General features: G+C 52.5%; 13 protein-coding genes and 2 tRNA genes. 8 read left to right on the top strand and 7 right to left on the bottom strand.

Going from position 1 to position 13,050, the window contains the following annotated elements; translation table 11 throughout:
• Positions 1–73: 73 nt before the first annotated feature.
• Positions 74–1,072, top strand: a complete 999-nt coding sequence (mgrA, locus tag AAEY27_RS06995; protein WP_342324183.1) for an L-glyceraldehyde 3-phosphate reductase — start codon at positions 74–76, stop codon at positions 1,070–1,072.
• Positions 1,073–1,197: 125 nt separating this feature from the next.
• Positions 1,198–1,530, top strand: a complete 333-nt coding sequence (ypeC, locus tag AAEY27_RS06990; RefSeq protein WP_342324181.1) for a DUF2502 domain-containing protein YpeC — start codon at positions 1,198–1,200, stop codon at positions 1,528–1,530.
• A gap of 52 nt (positions 1,531–1,582) precedes the next feature.
• Here the strand turns inward: ypeC and AAEY27_RS06985 are convergent, their stop codons facing one another.
• The gene (locus AAEY27_RS06985) at positions 1,583–2,821 is read right to left on the bottom strand and encodes an Nramp family divalent metal transporter (RefSeq protein ID WP_342324180.1); all 1,239 of its coding nucleotides are present in this window, start codon (positions 2,819–2,821) and stop codon (positions 1,583–1,585) included.
• Between the two features lie 353 nt (positions 2,822–3,174).
• Between AAEY27_RS06985 and AAEY27_RS06980 the strand changes: the two genes are divergently transcribed.
• Positions 3,175–4,362 carry a NupC/NupG family nucleoside CNT transporter gene (locus AAEY27_RS06980; RefSeq protein WP_342324179.1) on the top strand — a complete coding sequence of 396 codons (1,188 nt, stop codon included), beginning with the start codon at positions 3,175–3,177 and terminating at the stop codon, positions 4,360–4,362.
• Between the two features lie 51 nt (positions 4,363–4,413).
• Here the strand turns inward: AAEY27_RS06980 and AAEY27_RS06975 are convergent, their stop codons facing one another.
• From AAEY27_RS06975 to AAEY27_RS06965, 3 genes are all read right to left on the bottom strand, one after another.
• Positions 4,414–6,600, bottom strand: coding sequence for an EAL domain-containing protein (locus AAEY27_RS06975; RefSeq protein WP_342324178.1), 2,187 nt, complete (start codon positions 6,598–6,600; stop codon positions 4,414–4,416).
• A 213-nt stretch (positions 6,601–6,813) separates the two neighbouring features.
• Positions 6,814–6,889 (bottom strand) — tRNA-Ala (locus AAEY27_RS06970).
• 41 nt (positions 6,890–6,930) lie between these two features.
• Positions 6,931–7,006 (bottom strand) — tRNA-Ala (locus AAEY27_RS06965).
• Positions 7,007–7,226: 220 nt separating this feature from the next.
• Here AAEY27_RS06965 and AAEY27_RS06960 point away from each other — a divergent pair.
• Both AAEY27_RS06960 and AAEY27_RS06955 read left to right on the top strand, forming a co-directional pair.
• Positions 7,227–7,586 (top strand): YfeC-like transcriptional regulator, encoded by a 360-nt coding sequence (locus AAEY27_RS06960; RefSeq protein WP_342324176.1) that lies wholly within the window; start codon positions 7,227–7,229, stop codon positions 7,584–7,586.
• Positions 7,587–7,608: 22 nt separating this feature from the next.
• On the top strand, positions 7,609–7,998 hold the full coding sequence (locus tag AAEY27_RS06955) for a YfeC-like transcriptional regulator (protein WP_342324174.1): 390 nt from the start codon (positions 7,609–7,611) through the stop codon (positions 7,996–7,998).
• Positions 7,999–8,027: 29 nt separating this feature from the next.
• Here AAEY27_RS06955 and AAEY27_RS06950 read toward each other — a convergent pair whose 3' ends face one another.
• Both AAEY27_RS06950 and AAEY27_RS06945 read right to left on the bottom strand, forming a co-directional pair.
• Positions 8,028–8,369, bottom strand: coding sequence for a RamA family antibiotic efflux transcriptional regulator (locus AAEY27_RS06950; protein ID WP_342324173.1), 342 nt, complete (start codon positions 8,367–8,369; stop codon positions 8,028–8,030).
• A 38-nt stretch (positions 8,370–8,407) separates the two neighbouring features.
• Positions 8,408–9,508, bottom strand: coding sequence for an MBL fold metallo-hydrolase (locus AAEY27_RS06945; protein WP_342324172.1), 1,101 nt, complete (start codon positions 9,506–9,508; stop codon positions 8,408–8,410).
• A gap of 193 nt (positions 9,509–9,701) precedes the next feature.
• On the opposite strand from AAEY27_RS06945, the gene AAEY27_RS06940 reads away from it, so the two are divergent.
• Both AAEY27_RS06940 and AAEY27_RS06935 read left to right on the top strand, forming a co-directional pair.
• Complete coding sequence (locus AAEY27_RS06940; protein WP_342324171.1) at positions 9,702–10,292, top strand: TetR/AcrR family transcriptional regulator; 591 nt, start codon at positions 9,702–9,704, stop codon at positions 10,290–10,292.
• Positions 10,282–10,647, top strand: a complete 366-nt coding sequence (locus AAEY27_RS06935; protein ID WP_342324169.1) for an MmcQ/YjbR family DNA-binding protein — start codon at positions 10,282–10,284, stop codon at positions 10,645–10,647. Before AAEY27_RS06940 ends, AAEY27_RS06935 begins: the two co-directional genes overlap by 11 nt.
• Here AAEY27_RS06935 and AAEY27_RS06930 read toward each other — a convergent pair.
• Entirely contained in the window at positions 10,644–11,516 is an 873-nt protein-coding gene (locus AAEY27_RS06930) for a helix-turn-helix transcriptional regulator (protein ID WP_342324168.1), read from the bottom strand. The genes AAEY27_RS06935 and AAEY27_RS06930 overlap by 4 nt on opposite strands.
• A gap of 107 nt (positions 11,517–11,623) precedes the next feature.
• Here AAEY27_RS06930 and AAEY27_RS06925 point away from each other — a divergent pair, with 107 nt between their 5' ends.
• Entirely contained in the window at positions 11,624–13,048 is a 1,425-nt protein-coding gene (locus AAEY27_RS06925) for an MFS transporter (protein WP_342324166.1), read from the top strand.
• The last annotated feature ends 2 nt before the right edge of the window (positions 13,049–13,050 follow it).

Genomic DNA, 13,050 nt, shown 5'->3' with positions numbered 1-13,050 from the left:
TCACAGATTGCCCTCCGGCCGACAGCGAGTTTGTCGATACTCTTCGCGTTTCCTCGATATAAAGGAACTTTTTATGGTTTATGCGGCAGATCCAGAACGTTATCAAAAGATGGTTTATCAACGCTGCGGTGACAGCGGGCTGAAATTACCGGCGGTATCGCTCGGGCTATGGCACAACTTTGGCGACGCGACGTTGCTGGAAAATAGCCGGCAGTTGCTGCGCCACGCCTTCGATTTGGGGATTACGCATTTCGATTTAGCAAATAATTACGGGCCGCCGCCTGGCTCTGCCGAAAGTAACTTTGGGCGCATTTTGCAGGAGGATTTTCGGCCTTATCGGGATGAGATGATTATCTCCAGCAAAGCCGGTTACACCATGTGGGACGGGCCTTATGGTGACTGGGGCTCGCGCAAATATTTGATTGCCAGCCTCGATCAAAGCCTGCGGCGCATGGGCATTGAGTATGTCGATATTTTCTACCATCACCGCCCGGATCCGGAAACGCCGCTAAAAGAGACCATGCGCGCGCTGGATCAGCTTGTGCGTCAGGGTAAAGCGCTGTATGTCGGGCTTTCCAACTACCCGGCAGCGCAGGCGCGCGAAGCGATTGAAATCCTGAATGATCTCGGTACGCCATGCCTGATTCATCAACCGAAATACTCCATGTTTGAGCGCTGGGTTGAAGCGGAATTATTGGATGTGTTGCAGGAAAATGGCGTCGGCAGCATTGCCTTTTCACCGCTGGCTGGCGGGCAACTCACCGACCGTTATCTGCATGGCATTCCGGCGGATTCCCGCGCGGCGAGCGGCAGCCGCTTCCTCAATCCCGATCAACTTACCGAAGAAAAACTCGCGACCGTGCGGGCGCTGAATAATGTGGCAGAGCGGCGCGGTCAGAAACTGTCGCAAATGGCGCTGGCATGGGTTTTGCGCGGTGGCAAAGTCACGTCGGTGTTGATTGGTGCAAGCAAAACCAGCCAACTGGACGATGCGGTGGGTATGCTGGCGAACCGCCATTTCAGCGCGCAAGAGTGCAAAGAGATCGACGCCATCCTCAGCGGTGCGAAATAGCACCACGCCTTTAGCAAAAAGTGCTGCCATTTTTTATTTAGGAGTTTGGCCATTATTACGGGGTGTAACGCCCCGTAATATTGCTGCCACTGGCCGCCTCGGCCCGATCGTGAAGGAGAAGAATTATGTTCAGGTCACTGATTCTGGCAGCAGTGTTAATGGCTACAGCGCCACTGGTCGCTAATGCTGGCGAAATCACCCTGTTGCCGTCTATTAAATTACAAATTGGCGATCGCGATAATTATGGTAACTACTGGGACGGCGGGCACTGGCGCGACCGTAATTACTGGGGCCGTCACTATGAATGGCGCGGCAACCGCTGGCATAAACATGACCGTGGATTGCATCGCGGTTGGGACAAACGCAAATCTTACGAGCGCGGTTACCAGGAAGGCTGGCGCGACCGTGACGACCATCGCGGACCGGGACGTGGCCACGGCCGCGGGCACCATCATTAAGGCGTTTTATACTCTGATTGCCGGATGGCGCTGCGCTTATCCGGCCTACTAATTACAGATCCGCGATTGACCCCACCAGCAGCCAGCTATTCAAACTCACCACCAGCACAACAATCACCCAGCCCGCGCGTTTAACCAAGGTGGTATTCACCAACTCGCCCATCAGTTTTTGATTACTGGTGAAAAACAGCAGCGGCACCAGCGCCAGCGCAATCCCGAAGCTCAGCAATACCTGGCTCATCACCAGAATGCGCGTCGGATCCAGCCCCAGCCAGATAACAATAAACGACGGCATCATGGTGATGCTGCGACGCACCCACAGCGGGATATGAAACCGCACGAAACCCTGCATCACCACTTGCCCGGCCAGCGTTCCCACCACGGTTGAAGAGAGACCTGCCGCGACCAGACTCAGGCCGAAAATCGTGGCGGCCGCGTGGCTTAACAGCGGCTCCAGCGTCAGATACGCCTGATCGAGATCGGCAACACCGGTATGACCATTGAAATGGAACGCCGCCGCCGCGGTTGCCATCATCGCCAGGTTAACAAACCCGGCAATGGTCATTGCGATGCCGACATCCCATTTGGTTGCTGAATAACGTTCACGTTGCGTGCCCTGATGCAAATACTGTGTCAGGGAAGAGTGAAGATAGATGACATGCGGCATGATGGTCGCGCCCAGCACACCTGCGGCAAGAAACACGGCGTCCGTTCCCGGTAGTGATGGAATAACCACGCCTTTTGCCAGTTGCGCCAGTTTCGGCTGCGAAAAGGCCAGCTCGACGATATACGCCGCCGCGACAAACAGCAGCAGGCCACCGATCACTTTTTCCAGCGGTTTCTGCCCGCGCCGTTGCAACATCAAAATGAGGAAGGTCGCAATCCCGGTAAGCACCGCGCCTTGCAACAGTGACACGCCGAGGATCAGCTTAAAACCAATCGCCGCGCCAATGAATTCCGCCAGATCGGTCGCCATGGCGATGATTTCCGCCTGTACCCAATAAAACCACACCAGCGGGCGCGGGTAGTGATCGCGAATCTGTTCGGCGAGATTTTTTCCGGTCGCGATGCCGAGCTTAGCGGATAAAAGCTGGATCAGCATCGCCATAAGGTTTGCCCAGACGACGACCCATAGCAACTGGTAACCAAACGTCGCCCCCGCCTGAATGTTGGTGGCAAAGTTACCCGGATCGATATAACCAATCGCGGCAATGAACGCAGGTCCCATTAAAGCAAACTTAAGCTTGCGCGCTGCTCGACCGGTACTACTCTCAACGCGACTATTGTTCATTTATTGCCCCTAAATATAGCCTTTGCTATGTTTGATGCTATCAAAATGAGAATGATTATCAAGATCATTTAAATAGGTTTGCCTGATTTCTCTGATAGCCAGAAACGATAGAAGGGCTGAATGACAAGGATGGTGACAACGGCAATAGGATTAGCCGCAGCGTTGTGTTAAGAGTCTAGCAGTGTAACGCAACTTTTCACGTCTTTACGTAACATAACAGAAATGTATATTTGATCACTAATTTTGAGTCTGGTCACAGGACATTAATATAGTGTGTCTTTGATCTCGTTTTCTTTTTCCTTGTTGCATAGAATGTGCACGAAATTTCTACCCGTCTCATATTTGGAGCAAATATGTCCCGCGTTCTTCACTTTGTACTGGCGCTTGCTGTTGTGGCGCTGCTTGCCTTGCTCGTAAGCAGCGATCGTAAAAAAATCCGCATTCGCTTTGTTATTCAACTGCTGGTTATTGAAGTTTTACTGGCCTGGTTCTTCCTGAACTCAGATATCGGCCTGGGCTTTGTGAAAGGCTTTTCAGAGATGTTTGAAAAGCTGCTCGGCTTTGCCAACGAAGGGACTAACTTTGTCTTCGGTAAAATGAATGACGAAGGTTTGGCATTCTTCTTCCTGAAAGTGCTGTGTCCGATCGTCTTCATCTCTGCTCTGATTGGTATTCTGCAACACATTCGTGTGTTGCCGATCATCATTCGCGCTATAGGTACCGTGCTGTCTAAAGTCAACGGTATGGGCAAACTGGAATCATTCAACGCCGTTAGCTCCCTGATTCTGGGTCAATCCGAGAACTTTATTGCTTATAAAGATATCCTCGGCAAGATGTCCAAAAATCGCATGTACACCATGGCCGCCACCGCAATGTCGACGGTTTCGATGTCTATCGTTGGCGCGTACATGACCATGCTGCAACCGAAATATGTTGTTGCGGCACTGGTGCTGAACATGTTCAGTACTTTTATCGTGCTGTCGCTGCTCAACCCGTATCGCGTGGATGAGAGCGAAGAAAACCTGCAAATGGCGAAACTGCATGAAGGCCAGAGCTTCTTTGAAATGCTGGGCGAATACATTCTGGCTGGTTTCAAAGTGGCGATTATCGTTGCGGCGATGCTGATCGGCTTTATCGCGCTGATTTCTGGCCTGAACGCCCTGTTCGCTGCCGTGTTGGGCATCTCCTTCCAGGGCATTCTGGGTTACATCTTCTACCCGATTGCATGGGTGCTGGGTGTGCCGGCTCACGAAGCGCTGCAAGTCGCCAGTATCATGGCAACCAAACTGGTATCGAATGAATTCGTGGCGATGATGGATCTGCAAAAGATCGCATCCACTCTCTCCCCGCGTTCAGAAGGTATCCTGTCGGTGTTCCTGGTGTCCTTTGCTAACTTCTCCTCAATTGGCATTATCGCGGGCGCGATTAAAGGCCTGAACGAAGAGCAAGGTAACGTGGTTTCCCGCTTTGGTCTGAAACTGGTTTATGGCTCAACGCTGGTCAGCGTGCTGTCTGCGGCCATAGCAGCGCTGGTTATTTGATTCCATTTTCCCAGCCTGTAAAAAGCAAAACCGGGGATTTCCCCGGTTTTTTTATGCGTCCGCCAATGGCTGCGGCTTCCCGAGTAAATAACCTTGTAGATAATCCACTCCCGCATTGAGTAATATTTCTCGCTGCGCCTCGTTTTCAACGAATTCAGCCACCACGGTCAGGGATTTCGCCTTCGCCAGCTCGCAAATCGCCTTCACGATCATCGCATCTTGCTTGTCCTGCAAAATATCCCGCACGAAACAGCCATCGATTTTGATGATGTCCGCCTGCACGCGTTTCAGACGTTCAAAGTTGGCATAGCCGGTACCAAAGTCGTCGATAGCGATTTTGAACCCCGCCTGACGTAACTGCATGATGTTAAGAATGCTGATTTCCGAATTCGAAAAGGCCTGCTCTTCGGTGATCTCAATAATCACTTCGTGGGCTGGAACTGAATAGCGTTCAAAAAGTGCCAGAAATTGCGCGGAGAACTGCTTTTGCATCAACGTTAGCGGCATTAGGTTTAGCGAGTAACGCGCGCGATTACCCTCTTGCGGATGCGCCTGCATCCATTGCAATAAGCTTTCAACCACTTGCATATCGAAACGCGCGCCGAGGTTAAACTGCGCAATCACCGGAATAAACTGGTCAGGCGTCATGATGTTGCCATCGCTGACCAGCCGCGTCAGGATCTCGTGGTAACCCTGGCCGTTGGCATCGACAATGGGCTGCGCATACAGCACGATGCCGCCCTCATCCAGCGCCCTTTTGACTTTATTAAGCAGTAATACGCGCTCGGTGGTTTGGTCGTTTACTACTTGCAGACTGTTCGTTAACGCCAATACCTGATTTTCGGCGCAGGCTTGTTCCGAAAGCCAACTTAGTTGCCCCAGCGTTTGGTGCAATGCTTCCCCGCTACCGTGCAACTCACCCCACGAAGCGCCAAACTCAATTTCCAGCCCGGTATTGTTCCAGTAAATGCGGCGACTGTTCAGGTAATCCAACATATTGTGCAAGCGCGCCAGCGTTTCCGGCCCGGTCAGCACCAACAGTAACTCGCTGCCTGGCAACTGGAAAAAGCGCTCGCCATCATGCAATAGCGGCTGTAATGCCTGAGTGACGCTGCGCTTCACATGCACGCGCATCATCATGCCGAAATGTCGGCTAAGGAACTCAAGGTTTTTCATGTGCAAGCAACACACCACGCAATCCGGTTGCTGCTCGATTTGTTTTTCCAACGCACGCAAATTCGGCAAACCGGTTAGCGGGTCGCTCATTGCCTGCGCCTGCCAGCGCTGTTTCAGCCACTGGCTGCGGCTAAAAACGCGCGTCATATACAGCATGTTAATGGTGAAGCAGATCAGCACCGACATCACGAACGCCAGCGAGTAATCAGAACGTACGCCATGGAAAAAATTGTTGTTATAGGCCAGCAGCATAAAAGCGGATATAGGCCAACTTAATGTAATCAGCGAAGGTGTCAACTTGCTGATACCAAAAGTGAAGATAACAAAAATAACCGGAACCAGATAACCTGCAACAATATCGGATTTAAAAGGTGCGCATAAAATAATAACCGTGGCAATTAATGTCGCCATCCAAACAAGGGTAAATAAACGTTTTTTTCTGGTTAAACAAGGTGTAACGCTGCGCCGCCAGAATGTCCTGGCAAAACGAGGATTAAGAATCATCCGTAATGGATAATAGATAATCATGGTAAAAATCAATGCGGCACAAATCAAACTCTGAATATCGATAATGGAATATATTATTGTTCCATTACCAAAGAAACTTGATAAATGTATTGGGTAGTTTAGCCACGCTCCGGCGATATACATTGACACTTTAATTCCCACTGGGGCAATAAATGCCAACCACAGGATGCGCACGCCCATATCTTTGTTGGGAATCCCGTGGCGCCAGCGCGAGCCAAGCCGCCAGCGCACGATGGCGCACATCAGCAATACCGAAAACAACTGGCAGAATAATAACACTGCCGCTTCGGCAGCGGGTAAACGTAAAAAACTCTCGTTAATCAAGGCAAAGCCAATGATAACCGGCAGGATTCCATGTCGGCCAAATAATAAAATAATTGCCAGCGTTACGCTTAATGGTAACCAGGCGAGGTAAACATTGCTGGCATCAACAATAGTACTCGGTGAAATAAATCGTGAAACAGGAATCGCCACCAGGCACAGAATTAACGCAAGCACAAACTTCCTCACGTAACTGTATTTTCTGTCTTTCATCAAAAAAATTATGGCATCCTGGCATGTGAAAATAAGTACCATAAATAATAGGTTTATTTTCCGGGCGAATCAAGTTATCGGAACGGCAAGCACCTTTCATTACTGTGCCTTTACCTGGCGAATACTTTGTAATGAAAAATATGAATATTCTTACAGAAGGGATAAATAACGCAGAAACAAAAAACCCCCGCGTAAACGCGAGGGTTTGAAAGTTGGTGGAGCTAAGCGGGATCGAACCGCTGACCTCTTGCATGCCATGCAAGCGCTCTCCCAGCTGAGCTATAGCCCCACAATTTTACTTTACGCACCAACGCCGTTGGGTTCGGAATTTGGTGGAGCTAAGCGGGATCGAACCGCTGACCTCTTGCATGCCATGCAAGCGCTCTCCCAGCTGAGCTATAGCCCCATTGCATAAAGCGTGTCGTGTTGACGGGCGGCATAATATGAATTCCCTTGCCAGGTGTCAACGGCAAAATTACCCCGGAATTATCAATCGCTGAAAAAGCATGCAATTGAATCGCCTTGCGAACATCGTCGCAGTCAGTAGTTAAACACGTCACATTTTCTCGTAAAATGGTGCTATAACATAAGCCACTAATTACCCTTACAACCAGTCGGGAAATTACATGCTCAAGGAACGAATGACGCCAGAAGAGTTAGCAACTCTTACAGGATACAGCCGACAGACGATTAACAAATGGGTGCGAAAAGAGGGCTGGGTAACCTCCCCCAGACCTGGCGTACAGGGAGGAAAAGCCCGCCTGGTTCATGTGAATGAGCAAGTTCGTGCATTCATCCGCAGTGCACAACGTACAGAAGACCATCCGGTAGCCACCTTTTCTACCAGCGACTCCTCGCTTGAGCCGCTGCTTGTCAGGCTGGTGAAAGAGATGACAGACACGGAGCAAACTCTGCTCTCTTCATTGTTATTACGCGACGGCATCACCGGCTTGTTGCAACGTTTAGGGATCCGCGAACAGAAATAAAATTATGAAACTACCTGATAAAATGACGACCGAAGAGTTAGCCAATCTTACCGGCATGACCAGGCAGACTGTTAATCGTTGGATCAAGAAATATGCCTGGCAAACGGAAAACCAGCCCGGCGTAAAAGGCGGTCGCGCCAGATATATTTTAATGACGGATGATGTACTGAACTTCGTCATGAAAATGCCCGCGATGCATGAGCAATATTCCTATTCTTCGCTGACCGAACCTGCCGCGGCCTATCTCGCTAGCTACGGCGGAATGCATCGGGTCATCAAAACCCTGCAACTGATGACCGCAGATGAAATGCATCAGTTTGATGTATATTTGGCGCGCGTTGGCTTGTACGGTTTTCTCAGCCGTTTAGGCATCAAGCAAAAAACAACCCTTAATGAAGAAAAAACCGGCTAATTGTAGCCGGTTTTTTTATATGACCTACTTCAATGTGTGGTCTGATGATTTTCTCGCCGATAGGCTCCCGGCGGCTGATTAAACGTGCGGGTAAAAATGCGCGTAAAGGTTTGTTGCGAATCAAAGCCATATTTCAGGCAGATGTCGTAAACCTTCTGGTCAGTATTACGTAGATCCCGCGCGGCGAGCGACAACTTACGCTCGCGAATATAACGGCCAAGGCTCTCCCCTTTGTAATGCAGAAAAAGCCGTTGCAGGTGCCATTTGGAATAGCCCGCATGCGCTGCAATGTCATCAATACGCAATGGTTGATGGAGATTGTCGTCGATCCACTCGACGATAGTGTCGATAACCTGAGCGGAAATATTCATACTGCGATCCCCCTCTGCTCTTCGATTGTTAAACGGGTTTATTCCCACCAAGCGCTGAATTCTTGCGCATTGTCAGCCGCAAAAACGGGTTCGCCCAGTCTCGGTGTCAGTAATCGGAATGACTTGTCACGGCTTGCTGCCGCCAGCCGTTTGTACGGATCGTCCCAGGTGTGTTTTGCCAACACAAATCGCCCAGCGTGGCCCGGCAGTACCGCGCGTGCGTTAAGTTCCTGCGCCGCCTGAGCAGACTGCTCCGGCATCATATGAATGTATTTCCAGTCCTCGTCGTACTGTCCATTCTCCATAATGGCGAGATCGACGGCGCCAAACTGCTCGCCGATCGCTTTGAAATGCGGGCCGTAACCGGTATCGCCGCTGTAGTAAATCTTGCGATGGCCGGAGACAAACATAAAACTGGCCCACAGCGTTTGGTTACGCTTCAAACCGCGCCCGGAAAAGTGACGCGCAGGCAAAACATGCACCATCAAGTCATCGCTCACCGGCACCTTTTGCTGCCAGTCAGCTTCGTCGATAATCGCCGGATCCATCCCCCAATAACGCAGGTGTGAACCGACGCCAAGCGGCGTAATAACGCGTTTGATTTTTGGCATTAACGCCTTGATGGTGGCGTGATCCAGGTGATCGTAATGATCATGAGAAATAATCAGCAGGTCGATTTCCGGCATGCTTTCAGCCGTCCAGGCCTCGTTACCGGCAAACGCTTTATTGAGAAATGAGAACGGTGCGGCGTAATTACTGAGCACCGGATCAATCAAAATGCGTTTACCCGCCAGGTGCAAATACCACGATGAATGCCCCATCCACACCAGCGTATCCTGCTCGACCGGCAAGCTGGCGAGATCGGTCTGCACCATCGGTAACGGCTGCTGTGGGCGCGTGTTTTCACGTTTGGTGAACAGGAAATTCCACCACGCCGCCAGCATATTTTTCTTGCCGGTAAAGCCAGGCGTCGGCAAGGCGTTATGAAACTTGCCATCACGGTAATGCGGTGATTTTTCAACTTCGTTAAGTTGCTCGCCCTGCGGGAGCTGGCCGAATCCGGCATTTAAAACAAAGGGGAAGCTTGCGGCAGACGCAACGAGCATAACAAGAACCACGCTGAGAATAAGAGGTTTCATATCCTGACCCGATAAAATCGATCCCTTCCGTGGAGACGATACTCATTGATCTTGATTATGAGTGAGTAAGCACTCATTATAGAAACGAACGCCAAACCGTCAAGATGATTTTTCGTTCTTTGACATTCGACGTTGCAGCGCCTGAGAGGGCATGATTCAATCGTGGTTTTTACGCAGCGAGAGGAAAAGTGTAGTGGCTCGTCCAAAGAGTGAAGATAAAAAACTGGCGTTACTGGAAGCGGCAACTGAAGCTATCGCCCAATCGGGGATCGCCGCCTCCACCGCGTTAATTGCCCGCAATGCGGGTGTTGCGGAAGGGACGCTGTTTCGTTACTTCGCCACCAAAGACGATCTGCTAAACGCGCTTTACCTGCATTTAAAGACCGATCTCTGCGGCACCATGCTGGAGAATCTCGATCGTTCCAATACCGATCCGAAAGAGCATACCCATTCGATTTGGGACAGCTATATCGACTGGGGCATTCGCCACCCCAACGGCCACCACGCGGTGCGCCAGATTGCCGTTAGTGAAAAACTGACCGCTGAAACCAAACAACAAGTTAACGACATTTTTCCTGAGCTGCATGAACTGTGCCACCGCTCGGTGCTGCCGATTTTTCTCTCCGGTGAATTTGCGCCCTTTGGCGACGCGATTTTCCTGACGCTGGCGGATACCACCATCACGTTCGCTGGCCGCGAACCTGCCCGCACCAAAGACATTAAGCGCCTCGGTTTTGAGGCCATGTGGCGCGCACTGGCGGATGCGGAAAAAGATGGACAGTAAAACCTTGCAGGCCAGCGCGCACCGCATCGCGCTAACGCTACCGTTTACCGAGCACTGCTGGCCTTTCGGTCCGGAACATGACGTGTTCAAAGTCTGCGGTAAGATTTTTATGATGACCACCACCGCGCACGGCAGGCCGATGGTGACGATAAAAGCCGAACCGCAAAAATCTCTGCTTAATCAGCAAATCTACCCCAGCATTGAGCCGGGGTATCACATGAACAAAAAGCACTGGATTTCGGTTTTTGCGGGCAATGAAATTGACGAATCGCTGCTCGCTTTCCTGATTCAGGAGTCCTGGGATCGCGTGGTGGACGGCCTGCCGCGCAAAGATCAAAAGCGCCTGCGCCCTTAAGCGTTTTCCGCCAGCCAGCTCAACGCCTGCTCGCCCTGCTCATCGATCGGCATATACACCACGAGCCGCGAGCCGTTGCGCGGTGCGGAGAACCAGTACATCTGCTGGAGTGAAAGCTCGCCAATTTGCGGATGGGTAAAAAACTTCACCTTATTTTCCACGCCGCGCACGTCATAGTGCTTGTGCCACAACGTTTCAAACTCTGCTGAGGCGGCACAAAAGCGCGCCAGCTTCGCTTCCCACTTCGTATCGCCCCGGTGCTCCGCCATCGCCGCGCGGAAATAAGCCACAAACGTGTAGAGCACGGACTCGTCATGCCCAAGGCGGATACGCCATTGCGGATGCGTCAGATAGAGATAAATACAATTGCGCTCTTCTTCGGGGATCTCGGCAAATTTCACACCCATCAGGCGCTCAAATGCCACGTTCCACGCCACAATATCGAAATTCGATTTCTGGATGCTGGCCGGGTGCGGCACCAGGCTATCCAGCAGGCGTCGCGTCCCTTCGCTGATCCCTTCACATTGCGGAATATTCAGCGCTTCGGCGGGCGTTAACCCGGCGAGCAAAAACAGGTGACGCGTTTCGGTAGGCGAGCATTGCAAAGCGTTGGCAATTGCCTGCAAAACGTTGGCGGAAGGGTTCACATCCCTGCCCTGTTCAAGCCAGGTGTACCAGGTGACGCCGACATCCGCCAGCAGCGCGACTTCTTCGCGTCTGAGTCCCGGTGTACGTCGCCGTCCGCTACGCGGTAATCCCAGACGCTGCGGATCGAGGCTTTCCCGCCGCGCGCGCAAAAATGCGCCGAGCTGTTTGCGGTTCTCATCGAGGATCGCCAGTTCAGGCGGCTTTTCGGTCATCAACGTCATAAAACCCCCAGCATGGTAGTGCCAGTACCAGTATAGGCAAGAACTGGTACCCGTTTTTCCGTTAAGCGATGCTACGTCCATCTGATGAATGACGCAATGGAGTTACCATGAATACGTCTGCTGTTTCTCCGGGCCGGGCAGGCCTGATACTTCTGCTTACCGGGCAGATGCTGCCGCTGATCGACACCTCCATTACCAATGTGGCGCTCGATTCCATCACGCTTTCTTTACACACTTCCGCTACCCAATTAGCGCTGATTGTCGCGCTGTACGGCGTAGCCTTTGCCGTCTGCCTGGCGATGGGCAGCAAGCTGGGCGATAACCTCGGGCGCAGACGCGTTTTTCTCTGGGGCGTCGCGCTGTTTGGCATCGCGTCCCTGCTCTGCGGGCTGGCAAATTCGGTATCCGCCCTGCTTGCCGCGCGAACGCTGCAAGGCATGGGCGCGGCGCTGATCGTGCCACAAATCCTCGCCACTCTGCATGTCACGCTAAAAGGCACCGCGCACGCCCGCGCCATCAGCCTGTACGGCGGCATTGGCGGCGTGGCGTTTATCATTGGTCAGATGGGCGGCGGCTGGCTGGTGTCGGCGGATATCGCCGGGTTAGGCTGGCGTAACGCCTTTTTTATCAACGTGCCAATTTGCCTGCTGGTGCTCGGACTTAGCCGCCGCTATGTGCCGGAAACGCGCAGTGAAACCCGCACACGCATTGACTGGCAAGGCACAGTCGCGCTGGCGCTGATTCTTTGCTGCCTGCTGTTTCCGCTGGCGCTTGGCCCGGAATTACACTGGCCGTGGGAAACACAAGCCGCGCTGCTGGCGCTGTTCCCGCTGGCGTTGTGGATGCGCCGCAGCGCCGTCAAGCAACAACGTGCCGGTTTGATGCCGCTCTTGCCACCGCGGCTGCTCAAGCTGCACAGCATCCGTTTTGGTTTGTTGATTGCATTGCTGTTTTTTAGCGCCTGGTCCGGCTTCATGTTCTGTATGGCGCTGACATTACAGGCGGGAATGGGCATGACACCGTACCAGTCCGGGAACAGTTTTGTCGCCCTCGGCGTCGCCTATTTTGTCTCGGCGTGGTACGCGCCAAAATTGATTGGTCGCTACAGCACGCGCACAATTTTGCTGAGCGGGCTGGCGATCCAGGTCGCGGGGTTGCTGGCGTTAATCGTCACGCTGCAGCTCTCCGGGCAAACGGTCGGTGCGCTGGCATTAGCGCCGTCGACCGCGCTGATCGGCTATGGCCAGGCGTTGATAGTCAACAGTTTCTACCGTATCGGGATGCGCGATATCACAACGCAAGATGCGGGCGCAGGCAGCGCGCTGCTGAGCACATTGCAACAGGCGACGCTCGGCCTTGGCCCGGCGGTGCTCGGCGGCTTGTTCTTGCATCTTGTCGGCCAATCGCAAGGCGACTACAGCGCGGCACTCAGCGGTTTTCTGGCAACCGAAGTGCTGATGATGCTGGCCCTTGCCGCCGCGGCGATTTGCGCCCGCCAACAGTTGGCGCCCCGTTGCACAGCGAATTCCTGACG

The organism is Kosakonia sp. BYX6, from assembly GCF_038449125.1.
GTDB classification, from domain to species: domain Bacteria; phylum Pseudomonadota; class Gammaproteobacteria; order Enterobacterales; family Enterobacteriaceae; genus Kosakonia; species Kosakonia calanthes.
This window is presented reverse-complemented; position numbering and strand designations above follow the sequence as displayed.